The 18,990-nt window shown below is 60.3% G+C and carries 17 protein-coding genes and 1 pseudogene; 5 read left to right on the top strand and 13 right to left on the bottom strand.

The annotated features are described in order from the left end of the window. Positions 1-2: 2 nt before the first annotated feature. The 11 genes from HU722_RS15255 to arnC all read right to left on the bottom strand — a co-directional run bounded on the left by HU722_RS15255 (position 3) and on the right by arnC (position 11,830). Positions 3-1,106 (bottom strand): enoyl-CoA hydratase/isomerase family protein, encoded by a 1,104-nt coding sequence (locus tag HU722_RS15255; protein ID WP_065890967.1) that lies wholly within the window; start codon positions 1,104-1,106, stop codon positions 3-5. A gap of 141 nt (positions 1,107-1,247) precedes the next feature. Further along, positions 1,248-1,955: an HPP family protein gene (locus tag HU722_RS15250; protein WP_065873080.1), complete on the bottom strand. Its 708-nt coding sequence runs from the start codon at positions 1,953-1,955 to the stop codon at positions 1,248-1,250. 175 nt (positions 1,956-2,130) lie between these two features. After that, on the bottom strand, positions 2,131-2,364 hold the full coding sequence (locus HU722_RS15245) for a hypothetical protein (protein ID WP_065873081.1): 234 nt from the start codon (positions 2,362-2,364) through the stop codon (positions 2,131-2,133). Positions 2,365-2,530: 166 nt separating this feature from the next. Continuing rightward, positions 2,531-4,153, bottom strand: coding sequence for an ArnT family glycosyltransferase (locus HU722_RS15240; RefSeq protein WP_065890968.1), 1,623 nt, complete (start codon positions 4,151-4,153; stop codon positions 2,531-2,533). 3 nt (positions 4,154-4,156) lie between these two features. Further along, positions 4,157-5,536: a UDP-glucose dehydrogenase family protein gene (locus HU722_RS15235; protein WP_049713316.1), complete on the bottom strand. Its 1,380-nt coding sequence runs from the start codon at positions 5,534-5,536 to the stop codon at positions 4,157-4,159. Next, a complete protein-coding gene (gene arnF / locus HU722_RS15230) occupies positions 5,533-5,934 on the bottom strand; it encodes a 4-amino-4-deoxy-L-arabinose-phosphoundecaprenol flippase subunit ArnF (RefSeq protein WP_065873083.1) in 402 nt (133 codons plus the stop codon). Before arnF ends, HU722_RS15235 begins: the two co-directional genes overlap by 4 nt. Next, a complete protein-coding gene (arnE, locus tag HU722_RS15225) occupies positions 5,931-6,278 on the bottom strand; it encodes a 4-amino-4-deoxy-L-arabinose-phosphoundecaprenol flippase subunit ArnE (RefSeq protein ID WP_065873084.1) in 348 nt (115 codons plus the stop codon). Before arnE ends, arnF begins: the two co-directional genes overlap by 4 nt. Then, entirely contained in the window at positions 6,275-7,930 is a 1,656-nt protein-coding gene (gene arnT / locus HU722_RS15220) for a lipid IV(A) 4-amino-4-deoxy-L-arabinosyltransferase (protein ID WP_065880526.1), read from the bottom strand. Before arnT ends, arnE begins: the two co-directional genes overlap by 4 nt. Beyond that, complete coding sequence (gene arnD / locus HU722_RS15215; RefSeq protein ID WP_065880525.1) at positions 7,927-8,811, bottom strand: 4-deoxy-4-formamido-L-arabinose-phosphoundecaprenol deformylase; 885 nt, start codon at positions 8,809-8,811, stop codon at positions 7,927-7,929. The genes arnT and arnD overlap by 4 nt, the downstream gene beginning before the upstream one ends. Continuing rightward, positions 8,811-10,802, bottom strand: coding sequence for a bifunctional UDP-4-amino-4-deoxy-L-arabinose formyltransferase/UDP-glucuronic acid oxidase ArnA (arnA, locus tag HU722_RS15210; protein WP_065880524.1), 1,992 nt, complete (start codon positions 10,800-10,802; stop codon positions 8,811-8,813). Before arnA ends, arnD begins: the two co-directional genes overlap by 1 nt. Beyond that, on the bottom strand, positions 10,799-11,830 hold the full coding sequence (gene arnC / locus HU722_RS15205) for an undecaprenyl-phosphate 4-deoxy-4-formamido-L-arabinose transferase (RefSeq protein ID WP_065890969.1): 1,032 nt from the start codon (positions 11,828-11,830) through the stop codon (positions 10,799-10,801). Before arnC ends, arnA begins: the two co-directional genes overlap by 4 nt. A 412-nt stretch (positions 11,831-12,242) precedes the next feature. Here arnC and HU722_RS15200 point away from each other — a divergent pair, with 412 nt between their 5' ends. Both HU722_RS15200 and HU722_RS15195 read left to right on the top strand, forming a co-directional pair. Beyond that, on the top strand, positions 12,243-13,055 hold the full coding sequence (locus HU722_RS15200; protein ID WP_049713323.1) for a M949_RS01915 family surface polysaccharide biosynthesis protein: 813 nt from the start codon (positions 12,243-12,245) through the stop codon (positions 13,053-13,055). Between the two features lie 108 nt (positions 13,056-13,163). Continuing rightward, the gene (locus tag HU722_RS15195; protein ID WP_065873090.1) at positions 13,164-14,078 is read left to right on the top strand and encodes a site-specific integrase; all 915 of its coding nucleotides are present in this window, start codon (positions 13,164-13,166) and stop codon (positions 14,076-14,078) included. A gap of 125 nt (positions 14,079-14,203) precedes the next feature. On the opposite strand, the gene HU722_RS15190 is transcribed toward HU722_RS15195, so the two are convergent. Together HU722_RS15190 and HU722_RS15185 are read right to left on the bottom strand one after the other, a co-directional pair. Continuing rightward, positions 14,204-15,061 carry an SDR family oxidoreductase gene (locus HU722_RS15190; RefSeq protein ID WP_065873091.1) on the bottom strand — a complete coding sequence of 286 codons (858 nt, stop codon included), beginning with the start codon at positions 15,059-15,061 and terminating at the stop codon, positions 14,204-14,206. Positions 15,062-15,175: 114 nt separating this feature from the next. After that, positions 15,176-16,384 (bottom strand): multidrug effflux MFS transporter, encoded by a 1,209-nt coding sequence (locus HU722_RS15185; RefSeq protein WP_065873092.1) that lies wholly within the window; start codon positions 16,382-16,384, stop codon positions 15,176-15,178. Between the two features lie 158 nt (positions 16,385-16,542). Between HU722_RS15185 and HU722_RS29285 the strand changes: the two are divergent. The 3 genes and pseudogenes from HU722_RS29285 to HU722_RS15175 all read left to right on the top strand — a co-directional run. After that, positions 16,543-17,298, top strand: a pseudogene (locus tag HU722_RS29285) (MCP four helix bundle domain-containing protein); the annotation flags it as partial. Beyond that, positions 17,293-18,156, top strand: coding sequence for a methyl-accepting chemotaxis protein (locus HU722_RS29280; protein ID WP_371905344.1), 864 nt, complete (start codon positions 17,293-17,295; stop codon positions 18,154-18,156). The pseudogene HU722_RS29285 and the gene HU722_RS29280, both read left to right, overlap by 6 nt. 328 nt (positions 18,157-18,484) lie before the next feature. Further along, complete coding sequence (locus tag HU722_RS15175; protein ID WP_065873094.1) at positions 18,485-18,904, top strand: hypothetical protein; 420 nt, start codon at positions 18,485-18,487, stop codon at positions 18,902-18,904. Positions 18,905-18,990: the final 86 nt, after the last annotated feature.

The raw sequence follows: 18,990 nt of genomic DNA, 5'->3' as shown, positions 1-18,990 counted from the left end.
GCTTAGTTTGCAACCTGCTTGAAGTGATGAAAGAAGCTTTCTACATGGCTGAGCGCCAGCCCATGCAGGGTTGGCGGGTTCCAGCGGGGGCTCTTGTCTTTGTCGATGATCAGGGCGCGAACACCTTCGATCAGGTCGCCGCGCTCGAACCATTGCCGGTCAAGGTGCAACTCCAGGGCAAAACATTGCTCCAGGGGCAGGCGGCGGCCGCGACGTAACATTTCCAAGGTGACGGCCATGGCCAGCGGCGAGCGGGTTTTCATCAGGTTGGCGGTGGTCAGCGCCCATTCGTGGCTATCGGCGACGGTGACTTCCTGAAGCTGCTCAACGATGCTCGGTACATCCGGCAGCGCGAAGAAGTGGTCGATGGCCGTGCGCAAAGCGGCCAGCGGTGGGTCGGGCAGTTGCTGCACAGCCAGTTTGGCGAGCACGCCTTGCAGGTCTTTAAGTGGTGAGTCATGCCATTGCAGGCGATCAAGCTTCTGGTCCAGCTCGGCGAGCTTCGCGCTGTCGAGATACCAGTCTGCCAACCCGCAATACAACGCATCGGCTGCGCGGATCTGCACCCCGGTGACGCCCAGGTAGGTGCCCAGCTCGCCGGGGATACGCGACAGGAAATAACTGCCGCCCACGTCAGGGAAGTAACCGATCGCCACTTCCGGCATCGCCAGGCGACTGCGTTCGGTGACGACGCGCAAATCGGCGCCCTGCACCAGGCCCATGCCGCCGCCCAGGACAAACCCGTCCATCAGTGCCAGCACCGGTTTGCGATAATGGTGAACGGCCAGGTCCAGCGCGTATTCCTCGACAAAAAAGTCTTGGTGCAGGCTGTCGCCGTTCTTGAAGCTGTCGTATAGGGAACGTATATCGCCGCCGGCACAAAAGGCCTTCTCGCCCGCACCGCGCAGGACCACGGCGTGCACCTGGGGGTCATCGGCCCACGCCTGCAGTTGGGACGCCAGGCGGCGCACCATGTCCAGGGTGATGGCATTCAAGCCGGCGGGGCGATTGAGGGTGAGGTGGCCGATATGGTTGCGAATCTCGGCGAGCACTACGTCCTGATGCGTATCTGCGTGGCTTGCCTCGGTTGAAACCTGAGCAGTCATCGATAACTCCCTGCTTTTATTGTTCTTTATCAAGATGTTCGCGAACGAAACATCCCTTGATCGTACCAGTGCAAATTTGCCCAGTACAACCTTCAATCATGCAGGTCGTTTTTGCATTTATGCAGCGAGTGGGTGACGGCCTCAAGGCACCCGACTGGCCAGCACTTCACCAATACTGCGGCGCCTGGCGTGGGTTTCCGCTGCGTGGATCAGTTGTTCCAGCGCTGTGGGCTCCACGTCATAGAATTGCTCCATTTCGGCCAGCGCGAGTTTTAAATCGGCGGCGGTAATGGCGGGGTCTCGATCAGCGTTGGGGTAGGGCAAAAGGGGGGCCGGTGATTCGGCGGCTTTCGGATAGCGCGTGCGCGTAGCGTTGTTATAGGCCAGTGCGCAGGTCAACAAGGCGCCGGCTCCGAGTAGCACCGCGCCTAACTCATACCAACCCAGTGCGGCGGACGCCGGGTCAGCCAATACCAGCGTCATGGCTAGGCCACCGGCCGGCGGGTGCAGGCAGCGCAGCCAGCACATCAGCACCACCGTCATGCCCGCCGCCAAGCAGGCGCCACCCAGGGACGGGCCGAGAACTCGGGTCACCAGCAGGGCGACGACACCCGCGCAAAGGTAGCTGCCGATGATCGACCAGGGCTGCGCCAATGCACCCGATGACACGGCGAACAGCAACACGGCCGAAGCGCCAAGCGGGCCGAGCAGGTGCAATGCGACCTCCATGCCAAACACTTGGGCACATAGCCAGACACTGAAGAGTGTGCCCACGGCCATGCCAATGGCAGCACGGCTCCATTCGGTGGGGCGGGTGTTGATTGCAGCGGGGAGCCAGCGAGCGAGCATTGAAAGGGAGTCCATAAACAGCGGGCAAAAAAAAGGCTTGTCTGGTCGCCCGGAAAAGCCCTTTGAGCGTTCCAACCGTTGGGGGAAAGAACCTCTGCAGTGTGCCGACCCTGGAGAAAGGGTGCCAATGCATATTAATGAAGCTTGAGTGCAAGAATAATGAATTGTAACGGCGTTAATTGGGCAGAGAGCAACAGACCTTACCGAGCACGCGATTACGGGTTTCTTCGTCCAAAAAACGTCTGTGAAGGTTTTCCTGTAACCCCGGTTCACTGGCCAACGGTCCTTTCAATGCCACCAAGGCATCGCGCAACCCCATCAGCCGGTCCAAAGGCAGCTTGGACACGTAGCCGGCCTGCACTTCGGCACGGGTCAGGGCAGGCTTATCAAGCGAAACATGATCTGGCACGGTGTTGTCCTCTCGTCCTTGTTATGACCCATGACCTGTGGCGGTAAATAAATACCGCACCCAGGCGAGTTTACAGTCGGGTTTTGGGCGCAGGAAAGGGAAAAGGCACCAGCCATTACGTAAAGCTACGTAGGAGTTTTCTGCGCCGGGAGCGCCGGCGCAGGGGTCAAGGTTGCGCGGTTTTCGCCAGGTGCAGGAGCACGTAAGGGTTGCGGTCGAATTCGCCGGTCAGGGTTGGGGTAATGGAACGAAAGCGCGGGTCCGTCAAACCTTCGTAGTCCGCAGCGCTCATCACCAGCCAAGCGGGCCCTTGGATCGGCTTCAAGTCGGCCGCTTGCTGGGTGAACAACGGCACTTGGTCGCAGTCGACGTTGACCATGTATTTGATGGCCTTGGCGTCCTTGCCCAAACCGTGCAAAACCACCGGCGCCCGTTGTTGCATCACCTGCTCATGGACCTCAAGGGTAAAGGTGCGGGTGTCGTAGACACTGCGTTCCAGCGGTTCGACCACCAGAATATAGGTGGCCCAGACCGCCAATACGGCTGTAAACGCTGGCCCGACCGGGCGCAGCCGCGTCTTGAACAACGCCAGCAGCGCCAGGACCTGCAGCCCCCCAAGCACGCCGTACACCCAGTCAAGATGGCTCATTTGTTCCGGATAGCGCGGTCTCGCGAACAGCAACCCGGCAATCAACAGCGTCGGTAACACCGTCCAGATACCCAGCATCAACCCGCGCAGCCAGGCGAAGAGCCGCCCGTGCGCCACGTGGAAGGGATACGCCGCAATAATTGCCGCCATGGGCAACATCGGCAGTACATAGCGCGCCTTTTTTGCCTGGGGAATCGACAGGCCAAGCATCACCAGAAGCCCCGCGGCCGCGCAGTACCACACCAACTGCAACGCCGGCCCTGGGGCACGCCGCCCGCTGATCAGCATCGCCAGCAGCACCAACACTGCCATCGGGTACGCCATGGCATAGTTGCCCAGGGAACTGGTGAAGTAATACAACACGCCACTGGAGCCTTCGCTGCCATCCATGCGTCCGAGGAACTGCATGCGGATCACGTCCTGCATGAAGCCTTCGCCACCACTCAGCTTGGCCATCAGCAACAACAGGCCAACACACGCCCCCAGTAACGCCAGCGCGAGTAAGCCGAAGCTGAACAGCTGGCGCCATTGCCGGTTGATCAGGTAGTAGCTGCACAACACGCCAGTGGGGATGACCAGGCCAATCGGCCCACGCACCGCAAAGCCGACAATCAGCAGCAGGTACAGCCAGTGCAGGCGTTTTCCCGCACCGAAGTGGTCATGGGCATAACCCAGGTAGAACACCGCCAGGGAGATCGCGGCCAGCATCTGGTCGAGGGACACCGAGCGGGTTTCGCTGATAAACGTGCTGCTTAGCAAGAGTAGTGCAATGCTCAGCAGGCCCCAGCGTTGGGAGTGGGGCGCGGTCAGGCGATACACCAGGGTAACGATAAACGCCGAGGCAATCGCCGTGGGCAGCCACGCGGTGAGGCTGGTGACCTGGCCCAATGGCAAGGACAGCAACCACGTCAGCAGCGTCGACGTAGCCAGGTAATCCGCATAGGGCTGCCCGTACGTGGTGGGGAAAAAGCTAGGCCCATGGCGCAACATCTCCTGGGCGAACACCACGAAGCGTGAGTCGAAGCCAATAATCGCCTGGTGCCAGCTGCCGGCGATAAACAGCAACAACGCCAGCAACCCCACACCAAGGGATTGGCGACGGATCGTTGGGTTTAACAAGGGCGGTCGAGCTTTGTTCACGTCTCAGGCTTCCACGACCTGTGGCAGCCACTGCTGCTGGGGGATCGGCAAGTTGCACGAGTCGCCGCGGCCAATCGGGTAGTACTGGAAGCCTTTGCGCGCCAGGCGTTCGCCGTCGTAGAGGTTGCGACCGTCAAAGATCACCGGGGTTTTCAGGCGTTGGTGGATCAGGTCGAAGTCCGGCGCCTTGAACTGTTGCCATTCGGTGCAGACGATCAGCGCATCGGCCCCACCCAGGGTCGACTCCGGGGTGCCCATCAGCATCAGTCGTGGGTCATCGCCGTAGAGGCGTTGGGTTTCTTGCATGGCTTCCGGGTCGAACGCACGCACACTGGCGCCGGCGGCCCACAACGCTTCCATCAGCACCCGGCTTGGCGCATCACGCATGTCGTCGGTATTGGGCTTGAACGCCAGGCCCCACAGGGCAAAGGTCTTGCCGCGCAGGTTGCCCTTGAAGTACGCATTGACCCGTTCGAACAGCTTGCTCTTCTGGCGCTGGTTGATGGCTTCCACCGCCTCAAGCAGGTCGCTGGAGCAGTTGGCTTGCTTGGCGCTGTGGATCAGGGCGCGCATGTCTTTGGGGAAGCATGAGCCGCCGTAGCCACAACCGGGATAGATGAAGTGGTAACCAATGCGCGAGTCGGCGCCGATGCCAAGACGCACGGCTTCGATGTCCGCGCCCAAGTGTTCAGCCAGCTCGGCGATCTGGTTGATAAAGCTGATCTTGGTCGCGAGCATGCAGTTGGCGGCGTATTTGGTCAGTTCGGCGCTGCGCAGGTCCATGAAGATGATGCGGTCGTGGTTGCGATTGAACGGCGCGTACAGGTCACGCATCACATCGCGTACTTCTTCGCGCTCGCAGCCGATGATGATGCGGTCCGGGCGGCGGCAGTCGGCAACGGCCGAGCCTTCCTTGAGAAATTCAGGATTGGAGACGATGTCGAACTCCAGGTGCCGGCCAGCCAGGTGCAGGGCTTTCTCGATATGCGCACGCAGGGTGTCGCCGGTGCCGACGGGCACGGTGGATTTTTCCACCAGGATTACCGGTTCCTTGCGGTGACGGGCCACTGCATCGCCGACTGACAGCACGTACTTAAGGTCAGCCGAGCCGTCTTCATCCGAAGGCGTGCCCACGGCGATAAACAGCACTTCACCATGCTCGACGGCCAGCTTTTCATCAAAGGTGAAATGCAGGCGCCCGCTCTCCAGGTTTTCCTTCACCATCGCCGCCAGCCCCGGCTCGAAGATGCTCACATGGCCTTGCTGCAGCAGCTTGACCTTGTTCTGATCGACGTCCATGCAGATGACATCGTGACCGACTTCGGCCAATACGGTGGCCTGCACCAGGCCGACGTAACCACTACCAAATACACTGATTTTCATGGGGCATTCCTGGGACTTGTAGCGCTAGCACGACGAGAGTTGATAACCAGCACACCGAGGATGACAAGCGCCACCCCCAGGGTTTTTGAAACGGAAAAATCTTCGTTGAACATCGGTAGGCTCGCCGCCAGCAGGTACACCAGGGCGTAGCTGATGCTCAACAGCGAATAGGCGCGGCCCAGCGGCAGGTGCTTGAGCGCGCCGAGCCAGCAGAGCATCGACAGCGCGTAGGCCAGGATCGCCAGGACGACGACGCCGAGGGCACCGAGGTCGATGCTTGCCGTGAACCATTCATTGGGCTGCGGCAGGCGCGTCATGCTCCAGCGCATGCCCAACTGGGCAGCACTGACCAGGCCGACGCTGCCCAAGGCCAAGGCAAAACCTTGTACCCGGCTCATACGTGGCGCCCCAGCAGCACGACACCACCGATCACCAGCGCCACGCCCAGCCAGTGACGGCCGTCGATGGGCTCATGAAACACAAACCGCGCCACCAGTGTGACCAGTACGAAATTCAGGCTGAGCATGGGGTAGGCAATGCCCACTTCAAGGCGCTGCAGCACCAGCAGCCACACCAGCAGGCCCAGGCCCAGGCACACCAGCGCCGACCACAACCACGGCGAGCGCAGCTTTAACGCCCAGCCCTGCGGCAGGTCGCGCCAGCTTTCCACGGCGAACTTCTGTGAGACCTGGCCCATGCACGTCAGCAGGCAGGCGGCCAATAACAGCAGCAGGGTGATCATGGATTCACCTGCGGGAAGATCAGAATCACGATGTTGCCTTGCTCATAGCGCTTGCCGTCAGTCGGCAGCAAGGCGACTTCGGCGATTTCATCGTCACCTTTAACGCGCATCACCACGCCGACCGGACCTTTCTGGCGCGCATCGCTCATCCATTGCTGGACTTGGGTAGTGTCTATTTTGTGGTGGCCGGCATCCGGGTAGGCGAGGCCGTATTTGACTTCGCCGACGGTGTTATAGAGCGTCACGTCCGGACGTGCCAGGCGCCACGACAGCGCCGACGCCGCGCCCAGGTCATTGCTGAGCAATGCGGTGGCGGGTTGCAGTTCCTGCAGGTGGTCGATGATGAATTGATCCGGGGTCTTGTTGTACACCACCGAGTGCGGCAACGCGGCCGGCAACAACGCGACCATCAACCAGCTGCCGAGTATGGGGGCAGCCCACAAACGCAATGGCTGCGCGGCCTGCAGTAAGTTGACCAGGATCCAGCCGAACAGGAAGGTGAACACCAGCACCAGGCTGAGGGTTTCCTGGCCGTGCGCGTACACCGGTTTTTTCAGTTGAAACCAGCTCAGCGCCAGCAGCACCACTACACCAATGACCAGGTTCAGCCAGCCGTTGATCCGCAATGCCCGGTAGCGGCCCTGGGCCAGCTTGTCGGCCAGGGTATTGCCCATCAGCAAGGCCAGCGGCAGCAGGCACGGCATGATGTAGGAGGGCAGCTTGCCCTTGGCCAGGCTGAAAAATGCCAGGGGTATCAGCAGCCACAGCAACACAAAGCCGATTTTCGCGCTGCGCTTGTCCAGCCACGCCTGTTTCAAGGTGGACGGCAACAGGGCGACCCACGGCAGGCTGAACGCAACCAGCAACGGCAGGTAGTACCAGAACGGCTCGGCGTGCTGCGCATCGTCGCCGGCGAAGCGTTGGATATGCTCGTGCCAGAAGAAGAAGTTCCAGTAGTCCGGCTCTTGCAGGTGCACCGCCAACGCCCACGGCACGCTCACGACGATCGCCACGATCACGGCGACCACGCCGTAACCCAGCAGCTCACGCAAACGCTTTTGCCAGATCGCGTAGGGCAGGGCGATCAACACCGGCAGCAGCCAGGCCAGGAAACCCTTGGTCATAAAGCCCATGCCACAGGCCAGGCCGAGTAGCGCCCAGGACCCGAGACGACCATTGCGAGTGGTGCTGTCGAAGCAGAACCACAAGGCCACGCCGGTCAGGTTCACCCAGAAGGTGAATTGCGGATCGAGGTTGGCGTAACCACCCAGGGCTGCAACGCTGATAAAGCTCATGTAGAGCACGGTGCTGACCAGGCTTTTTTGCGGGTCGTTCCACAAGCGGCGGCTGACCAGATAAACCAGCACAATGCTCAGGCCGGTGCTCAAGGCCGACGCAAACCGCACGCCAAACAGGTTCTGCCCGAAAATCGCCTGGCCCAGCGCGATCATCCAGTAGCCCGCTGCAGGCTTCTCGAAGTAGCGAATGCCCATGAAGTGCGGCGAGGCCCATTTGCCGGTCAGCAGCATTTCCTGGCTGATCTGCGCGTAACGGGTTTCATCCGGAATCCACAGCCCGTGAGTGGCCAGCGGCAGCAGGTAAAACACGCCAAACGCCAACAAGAGCAAAGGCAGGGCCATGCGACGGATCATGCCTGCTGCACTCCGAGCCAACCTTCACGGCCACTCAAGGTGCCGCGCACCAGTTGTTGCTGGGGCAGGGTGGTCAGGTCGCTGGGCAGCAAATCGCCCAGCGGCTTGAAGTCGATGCCGCGCTGCGCTGCCTGGGCGAGCAAGTGGCGAAAATCATTGGCCATCAGAATCCCTTCTACTTCTGCGTGGATCGTGTAGACGTTGAGCTTCGACGCGGCAAAGCGGTCGAGAATGAACGCATTAAAGTCTTGGGTAGACACCACCGGCCCGACGACTTCGTCGAAGGTCGGCAGGTCTACCGGAATTTGTGGGGTACCCGCGCTGCCATCGGCCAAGGTAGGACGAAACAGGCTGGTGCCCCGGCAATCGCTGTTGTAGCGAAAGTTGAAGCCTTGCTTGGCTTGCACCACGCGCTCGTCCGCACGCCAACCGGCGGCGGCCGAACAGTCGACGCGTTCGCCGAGGATATCGCTGAGGGTGTCGACGCCACGACGGATCTGTTCGACCAGCTGTGCTTCACTCCAGCGCCCGGTGTTGGCCTGCCAGCCGTGGTGATCCCAGGCGTGCAGGCCGACTTCATGCCCCGCCGCCTTGGCCTGGCGCATCAAATGCCCCAGGTCACGGCCGATCGGCTTGCCCGGCCAGGCGGTGCCGGCCAGCAGGATATCCAGGCCATACAGCCCGACGGCGTTGGAACGCAGCATCTTCCACAGGAATTGCGGGCGGATCAGGCGCCACAGGTGGCGCCCCATATTGTCCGGCCCGACACTGAAGAAGAACGTCGCTTTCACCCCCGCTTCATCCAGGGTTTCGAGCAACCGCGGCACACCTTCACGGGTGCCACGGTAGGTGTCGACGTCGATGCGCAAGCCTGCCTGCATTAGTGCTTATCCGCGATTTCAAGCATGGCTTCGCGCAGGAAGAAGTCCAGCGTGTTGCCGATGGTTTCGCTCATCTCTACGGTTGGCTCCCAGTTCAGCAGGCGCTTGGCGTTTTCGATGCTTGGCTTGCGGTGCGCCACGTCCTGGTAACCGGTGCCGTAGAACGCCTTGCTCTCAACGTCGCGGAAACCGGCGAACGGCGGGAAGTTGCCACGCAACGGGTGCGCTTCGAACTGACGCAGCAGCTCTTCGCCCAACTGCCGGATGCTGGCTTCGTTTTCCGGGTTGCCGATGTTGATGATCTGGCCGTTGCACGCATCGTTGTCGTTATCAATGATGCGTGCCAGGGCTTCGATGCCGTCGGCGATGTCGGTAAAGCAGCGCTTCTGCTCGCCACCGTCGAACAGGCGGATCGGCGTGCCTTCCACCAGGTTGAGGATCAGCTGGGTGATGGCGCGGGAGCTGCCGATACGTGCCGAATCCAGGCGGTCCAGGCGTGGGCCCATCCAGTTGAAGGGACGGAACAGGGTGAAGTTCAGGCCCTTGGCGCCGTAGGCCCAGATCACGCGGTCCAGCAGTTGCTTGGAGACCGAGTAGATCCAGCGCTGCTTGTTGACCGGGCCGACCACCAGGTTCGAGGTGTCTTCGTCGAAGTACTGGTCCTGGCACATGCCATAGACTTCGGAGGTCGACGGGAAGATCACGCGTTTGTTGTACTTGACGCAGTAGCGCACCAGCTTGAGGTTTTCTTCGAAGTCCAGTTCGAACACGCGCAACGGGTTGCGGGTGTATTCGATTGGGGTGGCGATGGCCACCAGCGGCAGGACCACGTCGCACTTCTTGATGTGGTACTCGATCCACTCGGTGTGGATGCTGATGTCGCCTTCCACGTAATGGAAGTTCGGGTGGCTGCGCAGGCGCTCGATGGCGTCGGAGCCGATGTCCAGGCCGTAGACTTCGTAACGGTCGTCACGCAGCAGGCGCTCGGACAGGTGATTCCCGATAAAGCCGTTCACACCCAGGATCAGCACGCGGGTACGGCGTGGCTTGCGGCCGGACTCGGCGCCGCGCAGCACGGAACCGTCGACCAGGCCCAGTTCGTTGGCCAGGGACGGGCCGGCCAGGTACAGGCCGTTGTCGTTGCGCTGGCCGAACTTGATCACCAGTGAGTCTTCGCCGCAGGCAATGCGCAGCGGGTTGACGCTGATCACTCGGCCCGGCGCCAGGCCTTCGTTGCCCTTGAGCACTTCGGCTTGCCACACGATCAGCTTGTGCTCGCCCACGGCGCAGAAGGCGCCAGGGTACGGTTGGGTGACAGCGCGAACCAGGTTGAACAATTCTTCAGCCGGTTTTTTCCATTCCAGTTTGCCATCGGCGGCGGTGCGGCGGCCGAAGTAGGTGGCCTGGCTTTCGTCCTGGGCAGTTTCAGCGAGTTTGCCGGCGGCCAATTGCGGCAAGGCATCGCGCAGCAGGTTGCTGGCAGCGTCGCGCAGTTTGGCGTGCAGGGTCAGGCCGGTGTCGCTGCGCTCGATGAGGACTTTTTGCTGGGCCAGGATCGCGCCGGCATCGGCACGCTTGACCATGCGGTGCAGGGTCACGCCGGTTTCGGTCTCGCCATTGACCAGCACCCAGTTGGCCGGGGCACGGCCACGGTACTTGGGCAGCAAGGAGCCATGCAGGTTGAACGCACCTTTGCGCGCGGTGGCCAACAGTGGCTCGCTCAGCAGGTTGCGGTAGTAGAACGAGAAGATGTAGTCCGGGTTCAGCTTGGCGATACGCTCGATCCACAGCGGGTGGTTGGCGTCTTCCGGGGCGTGCACAGGAATACCGTTGCGCGCACACAGTTGGGCGACGGAACCGTAGAAGTTGTTTTCCTTCGGGTCATCGGCATGGGTGAACACGGCAGCAATTTCGTAACCGGTATTGAGCAGCGCTTCAATCCCTGCACAACCAATGTCGTGGTACGCGAATACAACAGCTTTTGAACTCATGATTGGACCTGATCAGCAGAAGTAGAGGTATGGGAGGACACCAGGCCGTCAACGACGACCACCGGAGCCGGTGCTGCCGGCGTGTTGCGCAGCACTTTTTCGATAAAGAAGCGTGGGCGGGCACGCACGTCGCTGTACATACGGCCCAGGTATTCACCCAAGAGCCCCATGCCGATGAACTGGCCGCCGGTGAACACGAACAGCACCGCAAACAGCACGAACAAGCCATCGCCGGCCCAGTCGGCACCGAACACCAGGCGCAAGATGATCAGGGCGAAGGCGAACAGCATGCCCAGCGCCGCCAGGCTGAAGCCGACGATGGACAGCAGGCGCAGTGGGGTCGTGGTCATGCAGGTCAGCAGGTCGAACATCAGGCTGATCAGGCGCATGGCGCTGTATTTGGATTCGCCGTGTTCGCGCTCGGCGTGGTGCACCAGGATTTCCGTGGTGTGGCGGGCAAAGCCGTTGGCCAGGATCGGGATAAAGGTGCTGCGTTCGCGGCAGGCGAGCATTGCATCGACGATGGTGCGGCGGTAGGCACGCAGCATGCAGCCGTAGTCGGTCATGGCCACGCCGGTGGAACGTTGTACGGCCAGGTTGATCAGGCGCGAAGGCCAGCGGCGGAAGGCCGAGTCCTGGCGGTTGTTGCGCACCGTGGCGACCACGTCGTAACCCAGGGCGGCTTGTTCTACCAAGCGCGGGATTTCTTCGGGCGGGTTCTGCAGGTCGGCGTCAAGGGTAATCACCACTTCGCCCCGGCACTGCTCGAAACCGGCCATGATCGCCGCATGTTGGCCGTAGTTACGGTTGAGGATCACCGCCACCACGTTGCTGCCGTCTTCAGCGGCGGCGTCTTCCAGCAATTGGGCCGAATTGTCGCGGCTACCGTCATCCACCAGGATGATTTCGTATTCGTAGGCCAGTTGCTTGCAGGCTGCCGTCGTGCGACGCAGCAATTCAGGCAGGCTCTCTTGTTCGTTGTAGACCGGGATAACGATCGACACGCAATGAATAGGGTAGAGTTTCAAAGATTCATGACCTCGGGGTTAGAGCAACTTGGAGCGTGGAAACAGCAGCTGTCATTGGGCAAAAGCCCGGTCCGCAGATTTAGAAGCGGCGCCAAAGGTGAAGCATAATCAATAGGTTAGACGATATAGCGCGGTTTGCTATGAAGTGCTGTGTTTAAGATTAAGCGTAAAAATGTGGAACAGATATGAAAGGCTGATGAAAAACTCGTTTATTTGACAGGTAGACAGCTAGGGTTCAGCTAAACAACTAAGGGGCTTAGGGCTTTAGTTGGTTGGCGAAATAGGAACTGTTTCTGGTGCTTAGGGTTCAACTTGGGCACGCACGCTCGGCCACCGAATTTTAGTGAAGAATCTTCTCTGCAATGCACCCCAAGTGCCGGTAAAGTAAGCCGTCTCTTGCCAGGGTGATCGGATGAATAGCGTGCAGCTTTTACGCGGCCAGTTGCGGCCAGTGTTGATGGGGTTGTTGATGAGCGTGGCGTGTGTCACGACCGTGCAGGCCGATGACGGGGTGGCGCTTACCAGCATCGACCAGGTGCCGGAGGGTGTGGAAGTGCGTGGCAAGCAGATCGCCGCCTATACCTGGGACGATAAACAAGGCAAGAACTTGCTGGTGCTCGCCGAGCAAGTCAGCGAGCGTGACGACGACGGCACCCAGTCCGCCTTTGTGTACGCGGCCCAGTACCTGATCGACGGCAACCGCCCTAAACGCGTGTGGATGCTGTACGACGATGTGCAGCATTGCGAGTTCGACGCGTCCCTGCGCTTCGACCGGGCCGCCACCAAGGTCACCGACTTGACCGGCGACGGCATCACGCAGGCTACCGTGGGGTATTCGCGCACCTGCACCAGCGACGTCAGCCCTAACGAATTCAAGCTGATCATGCATGTCGGCAAGTCGCAGAAGTACCGTCTGCGCGGTGTCGACCGCGTCGGTGCGGCCTGGTGGGACGAAGAGGCCGGCGCACTGCGTGGCATGCCATTGCCCAAGGATTGCAGCGTGGCCGGGCAGCAGGCGCTGGTCAGCCAATACAAGGAGCAGGGCACCGAATTGCCATTGCCGGGGTGTTATGGCGACGAGAAGGACTTTGCCAAGGCGCCGGAAGCGTACCTGACGTTCATGCGCCAGCACTGGTTCGCGCTGATGCAGAAGCAGGACAGCGACTGGAGCCAGACCCTGGTCCAGCCGCAGGAGCCCACCGAGGATGACGACACCGCCCCGTGACTTTGTGCCAGGGCCCGTCCTGGGTTAGACTCGGCCTTCGCCAATTCACTAAATACCTCGATTAAACAAAGGCTTGCTTGAGGTATTTAATCCAAAGGCTGATTTACTTTGACTGAGTCTATCCGCAACCCGCTGACCCTCTACCTCACCCGCCTGGCCCCCTCCAGCCAACTGACCATGCGCTACGTGCTGCAAGATGCAGCCGACCGCCTGGGCTTCGAGGACATCAACCTCGAAGACATCGACTGGCATCTGCTGCAACCCGAACACGTCATCGCCCTGGTCGCCGCTTTGCGCGAAGATGGCTATGCGCCAAACACCTCGTCGCTGTACGTGAATGCCGTGCGTGGAGTGATGAACGAAGCCTGGCGTATGAGCCTGATCAGCCAGGACCACCTGCTGCGCATGCGCACCGTCAAGGCCACACCCGGCACGCGCCTGAGCCAGGGCCGCAACCTGCGGCGCAGCCTGATCCGCGAAATGATGGAAGTCTGCGCCGCCGACCCACGCCCGCAAGGCCTGCGGGACGCGGCGGTGATCGGCATTCTGTATGGCTCCGGCATGCGCAAGTCGGAGTCGGTCAACCTCGATTTGGCGCAGATCAACTTCGAAGAGCGCAGCCTGCGGGTGATCGGCAAGGGCAACAAAGCGTTGATCAAGTACGCGCCGGACTGGGCGTTCGCTAAGTTGCAGGCGTGGCTGGCGTTTCGACGTGAGCAGCTCAAGGAGGGTGAGCAGGACGACAGCTTCCTGTTCAACCGCATTCGCCGCGGCAGCCATATCACCCGCGAGCGCATCACGAAGCATGCGATTTACTACATTGCGCGCCAGCGCGGCGAGCAGGTGGGGGTGAAGATCATGCCCCATGACTTCCGTCGCTCGTTTATTACGCGGGTGATCGAGGAGCATGACCTGTCGATCGCGCAAAAACTGGCGCATCACACCAATATCCAGACCACTGCCAGCTATGACGTGCGCGATGACAATGAGCGACGGCGGGCGGTTGATCGGTTTGATCTGTAGAACCGGCGAAGGGGATCCCCTGTGGGAGCCGGGCGTGCCCGCGATGCAGTCACCTCGGTATTTCTGGTGTACCGAGGTGATGCAATCGCAGGCAAGCCGGCTCCCACAAGGGTATTGGGCAGGGTTTAGAGGATGGGTTTGCCGCCGGTCACCGCGTAGCGCGAGCCGGAGATATAGCTGGCCTCATCCGAGGCCAGCAACACGTAAATCGGCGCCACTTCCACTGGCTGCCCAGGCCGGCCCAGCGGCGTTTCACTGCCGAAGCTCTTCACGTCTTCATCGGTCATGGTCGCCACAATCAACGGCGTCCAGATCGGGCCCGGCGCGACGCTATTGACCCGAATGCCTTTACTGCCGAGCAATTGCGCCAGACCACCGGTGAAGTTGGCAATCGCGCCTTTGGTGGCGGCGTAAGGCATCAGCGTTGGCTTGGGCATGTCGGAGTTGACGGACGACGTGTTGATGATCGAGCTGCCGGCCTTCATATGCGGCACCGCCGCCTTGCACAGGCGAAACATCGCGGTGATGTTGATATCGAAGGTCTTGACCCATTCCTCGTCCGAGATTTCATCCAGCGTTTCATGGCTCATCTGGAACGCAGCATTGTTGACCAACACATCGATATGGCCGAATTGCTCGACCGTCTTGTCGACCAGCGCCTGGCAGACGCTGCGCTGCGCGATGTCGCCGGGCAGCAACAGGCACTGGCGACCGGCTTCTTCGACCCAGCGTGCTGTTTCCTTGGCGTCTTCGTGTTCGTCCAGGTAAGCGATGGCCACATCGGCGCCTTCGCGGGCAAACGCGATGGCGACCGCGCGGCCGATACCGCTGTCGGCGCCGGTAATCAGGGCGATCTTGTTGGCCAACCGACCAGACCCTTTGTAACTCTGCTCGCCGCAATCGGGGTACGGGTCCATTTTTTTCTGGGAGCCGGGCACGGATTGAGCCTGCGGGGTGAAGGGCGGGCGAGGGTAGTCAGTCATTTCAATCTCCATAGGTTTCCAAAGGTGCTATGGGATTAGTAATGAGCAGGCCGGCGATAGTTGTAATGGATGCCGGTTGGGCCCGACGAATGGTTTACGTCGGGCCTGAGCCTATCAGGCGGAGGGCGGGGCGCTTGCCAGGTGCGCGGGCAAGCGTCGCAACGTCCACCACGTGGTGAGCATCGCCGCGATGGCACACAGTGCGATGCCGACCAACATCGGCGCGGGCGTGTGATCGGCAAACACGCCGACCAGGGTCATGGACAGCGCGGCGGTAATCATCTGGATCGCTCCGAGCAAGGCCGACGCCGAACCCGCTATCGCACCATGATCCTCCAGGGACAACACGCCGGCCGCCGGCAGCAACAGGCCGAGAAAGCCGAAGCCGATAAACAGCAGCGTCATCATCAATGCCAGGCTGTCGACCCACAACGTGGTGATTGCCAGCAGCACCATGACCGCCGCCACGGCCACTACCGACCAACGAATCAGCGGCGCCAGGCCAAAACGCGCGCTGAGGCGGGCGGTCAGTTGGCTCATCGCAAAGAACGACGCGGCGTTCAGGGCAAAGCACAGGCTGAATTGCGTAGGTGTCAGGCCGAAGTACTCGATGTACACGAACGGCGCACTGCCGATAAACACGAAGAATGTGGCCAGGCCGAAGCCGCAGACCACCGATAAACCAATGAACACCGGATCGCGCAGCAACGCCCCATAACTGCTGAATGCGTTGCCCAGGGTTTTGCCCAGCCGGCGCTCGGCGGGATGGGTTTCCGGCAGTTGCACGATGGTCATTATCAGGCACGCCACGGCGACCACCGCCAGTACGGCAAACACTTCACGCCAGCTCCACAGCGAGATCACCAGGCTGCCGGCCAGCGGCGCGAGGATGGGCGAGACACTCATCACCAGCATCAGCAGCGCCATGAGTCGCGCGGCTTCATGCCCGGTGTACAGGTCACGCACGATAGCCCGGGGAATCACCATGCCCGCGCACGCGCCGAACGCCTGCACGGCGCGAAAGGCGATCAGGCTTTCGATGGTGGGCGCCAGCGCGCAACCCACACTGCCCACGGCAAAAATCACCAGGCCGGCATAGATCGGTGGCTTGCGCCCGAACACATCACTGATCGGCCCGTAGAACAACTGGCAAACCCCAATGATGACAAAGAATACCGTGAGGCTCATTTGTACCAGCGCCGGCGAGGCGTGCAGGCTGGCGCCCAGGGTTGGCAGGGCCGGCAAGTAGATGTCGATGGCAAAGGGGCCGACGGCAGTGATCAAGCCAAGGAGCAAGGCAAGGTGGGCGATACGTTGAGGCATGGGGCAGTTCCGGGCGAAGCAAAGGTCGATCAGCTTAAGGGATCCGTACAAAACCGCAAACGTGGGCTTCAATAACTCGTGGTGGCGGCCGATAACGTGACCAGTGGCGCTTCTGCGGTTGACTTTCCAACCGGCTCACCAGATACGGGGATATCTGCATGACGATCAAATTACGCTTGATTCTGTTGATTGTGACAGGACTGCTTACCGCCTTGATCATGAGCTTTGTCAGTTACCTGGGAAATACCCGGATGGGTGACGCCGTGCAGGAAAATGAAGTCAGCATGACGGTGCTGCGCAACCACATGGAAGCCGACATGATGCACGACGCCCTGCGCGCCGATGTGTTATCGGCCATGCTGGTGGGCTTGGGTAAAAGCACCAGCACCAAGGCCGAGGTCAACAGTTCGCTGCAGGAACACGCCGAGCATTTTCGCCAAGTGTTGGCGGACAACCTGAAACTGCCACTGGACGATACGCTCAAGGCAAACCTGGAAAAAATCCGCCCGAGCCTCGATAGCTATATAGGTGCAGGCGAGCGCATCGTCGCCCTGGCGCTGGACAATCCGGAAGCCGCTCGCGGCGAACTGGATACGTTCAACACCGCTTTCACCCGGCTTGAAGAACAAATGGCAACCCTGAGTGAGCTGATTGAATCCAACACCCAACAGACCAGCGTTGGCACTCACCATACCATCAGCAACGCCAACTTCACCCTGGGCACCGTGCTGATCGCCAGCCTTTTATTGCTATTGGCTCAGGGCCGCTGGGTCATCCTCAGCATCATGGGGCCGCTGCAGACGGCCAGCCGCATTGCTGCCAGCATTGCCAGTGGCAACCTGAGCGAACCGATTGTCGAGCCCAAACGCAAGGACGAAGCCAGTTCATTGATTCGCAGCCTCGCCACCATGCAGCGGGATTTGCGCGGCATGATCGAAGTGGTGCGCAGCAACGCTCATGGTGTGAATGACATGAGCGAGCAATTGAGCCACGGTTGTCATGAAGTGGCTGGCAGCAGCCAGCAACAAAGCGCAGCGGCCAGTACCATGGCTGCTGCCGCGAGTGAAATGACCGCCAGCATTGAAGAAATCACTCGGCACGCCGGGCGCGCATTGGACATGGCCAACCAGGCTGAAACCTTGGCCAAGGACGGCGGCCGGGTGATTCATCAGGTGGTCAGTGACATGGACGGCATTGCCCGTTCCGCGCAGCAATCCGCCCAGGTTATCCGCACGCTGGACAAGGAGTCCGAGGCGATTTTCAGCATTATCCAGGTGATCAAAGGGATCGCCGATCAAACCAACCTGCTCGCCCTGAATGCCGCAATCGAGGCCGCACGCGCCGGTGAGCAAGGGCGTGGTTTTGCTGTCGTCGCCGATGAAGTACGCAGCCTTGCCGGACGCACCAGTGCTTCGACCCAGGAGATTGCCAGCATGGTCGGGCGTATCCAGCAAAGCACGCGGGAAGCGGTGACCAGCATGGAGGAGGGCGTAGCCCAAGTGGATAAAGGCATGGCGGTGACCGCCGAGGTGGAGCGGGCGATTCGCGAAATTCTCCAGGCCACCTTGAACACCACGGAAATGGTCAACGATATCTCCCGTACGATCGGGGAACAAAGCCTGGCCAGCAATGAAATTGCGCATCAGGTCGAGATGATTGCGGGTATGTCGGAGGGTAATAGCCGGGTCATCGCAACGACGGCGTCAACCACGGACGAGTTGTCGTCGTTGGCGGGCAAGCTGTCGCAGTCAGTTGATCGCTTCACGCTTTAGGCGCTTAACTATTTAATTTTAATGGTTATTTTTGTGTTTGCTATCAGGGCAGGGGACTTAAGGTTCCGTGCCCCTTTGGCACACTGCACACCGGGCTGCCTCCGACTTTCCACGAATCTCCTTAGCTCAGGCGGCGGTCTACAACCGCCTTTGTCTCGCTGACCTTTTCTCACCCATTTGTTGGTCAATATATATAACTAAACTAAATGACTATTTAGTTGAGTTATACCTTAATTGCATTAATAAAGAGCAGGGTACAAGCGTTGGGGTAACCAGTTCATTGCCCTATAATTCCCGACCATGCCCAACACTTAGGAGCAACATCGCTATGGAAACAAGCACCTCCCAACCTTGGTACAACACACGTCCCGCGCCGGTCTTCATGACGGTTTTCTACTGCACTATTGTCTTGCTGCAAGCCGGTCTCTGGGTGGGATACGTAGGATTTCCAATGGTCCGGATGGGCGACATGTCGATCTTGCTCTTTATCAATGTCTGTGCCGTCACGCTGCTGACCTTCGCAGGCGGCTTGATGCTGCTGTGCAGGAAAAAGAGCAACTCGTTGTGTTTTATTCTGGCGTTGGCGTTGGGTGCGGTTTCTACACTGAGCCTGTTGAGCAGTAATTCCTTCGGAGAGGTGTTGTCGCTTCCAGTATTCAAGGAGTACGCCTTGGTGTTCGGCATTTGGATTTACAGCCTGCAACTGCGTACTTGCGGCTATTACGATTCCAAGCACGTTGCCAGTTAGTCAGCGTCGCTGAGCTGGGCCGTATCGAGTTAACCGTCGCAGGGCTTTTTTGGCGTCGCCAGATTTAGAGTGAGGCGTCGCTGGAT

The sequence above is a fragment of the Pseudomonas tritici genome (genome assembly GCF_014268275.3).
GTDB lineage: Bacteria > Pseudomonadota > Gammaproteobacteria > Pseudomonadales > Pseudomonadaceae > Aquipseudomonas > Aquipseudomonas tritici.
This window is presented reverse-complemented; position numbering and strand designations above follow the sequence as displayed.

Excerpts from the sequence above, each read along its gene's own strand:
- HU722_RS15255 (WP_065890967.1), bottom strand. The coding sequence starts at position 1,106 with ATGACTGCTCAGGTTTCAACCGAGGCAAGCCACGCAGATACGCATCAG.
- HU722_RS15250 (WP_065873080.1), bottom strand. The coding sequence starts at position 1,955 with ATGCTCGCTCGCTGGCTCCCCGCTGCAATCAACACCCGCCCCACCGAA.
- HU722_RS15235 (WP_049713316.1), bottom strand. The coding sequence starts at position 5,536 with ATGAAAATCAGTGTATTTGGTAGTGGTTACGTCGGCCTGGTGCAGGCC.
- arnF (WP_065873083.1), bottom strand. The coding sequence starts at position 5,934 with ATGAGCCGGGTACAAGGTTTTGCCTTGGCCTTGGGCAGCGTCGGCCTG.
- arnE (WP_065873084.1), bottom strand. The coding sequence starts at position 6,278 with ATGATCACCCTGCTGCTGTTATTGGCCGCCTGCCTGCTGACGTGCATG.
- arnT (WP_065880526.1), bottom strand. The coding sequence starts at position 7,930 with ATGATCCGTCGCATGGCCCTGCCTTTGCTCTTGTTGGCGTTTGGCGTG.
- arnD (WP_065880525.1), bottom strand. The coding sequence starts at position 8,811 with ATGCAGGCAGGCTTGCGCATCGACGTCGACACCTACCGTGGCACCCGT.
- arnA (WP_065880524.1), bottom strand. The coding sequence starts at position 10,802 with ATGAGTTCAAAAGCTGTTGTATTCGCGTACCACGACATTGGTTGTGCA.
- HU722_RS15200 (WP_049713323.1), top strand. The coding sequence starts at position 12,243 with ATGAATAGCGTGCAGCTTTTACGCGGCCAGTTGCGGCCAGTGTTGATG.
- HU722_RS15190 (WP_065873091.1), bottom strand. The coding sequence starts at position 15,061 with ATGACTGACTACCCTCGCCCGCCCTTCACCCCGCAGGCTCAATCCGTG.
- HU722_RS15185 (WP_065873092.1), bottom strand. The coding sequence starts at position 16,384 with ATGCCTCAACGTATCGCCCACCTTGCCTTGCTCCTTGGCTTGATCACT.
- HU722_RS29280 (WP_371905344.1), top strand. The coding sequence starts at position 17,293 with ATGCAGCGGGATTTGCGCGGCATGATCGAAGTGGTGCGCAGCAACGCT.
- HU722_RS15175 (WP_065873094.1), top strand. The coding sequence starts at position 18,485 with ATGGAAACAAGCACCTCCCAACCTTGGTACAACACACGTCCCGCGCCG.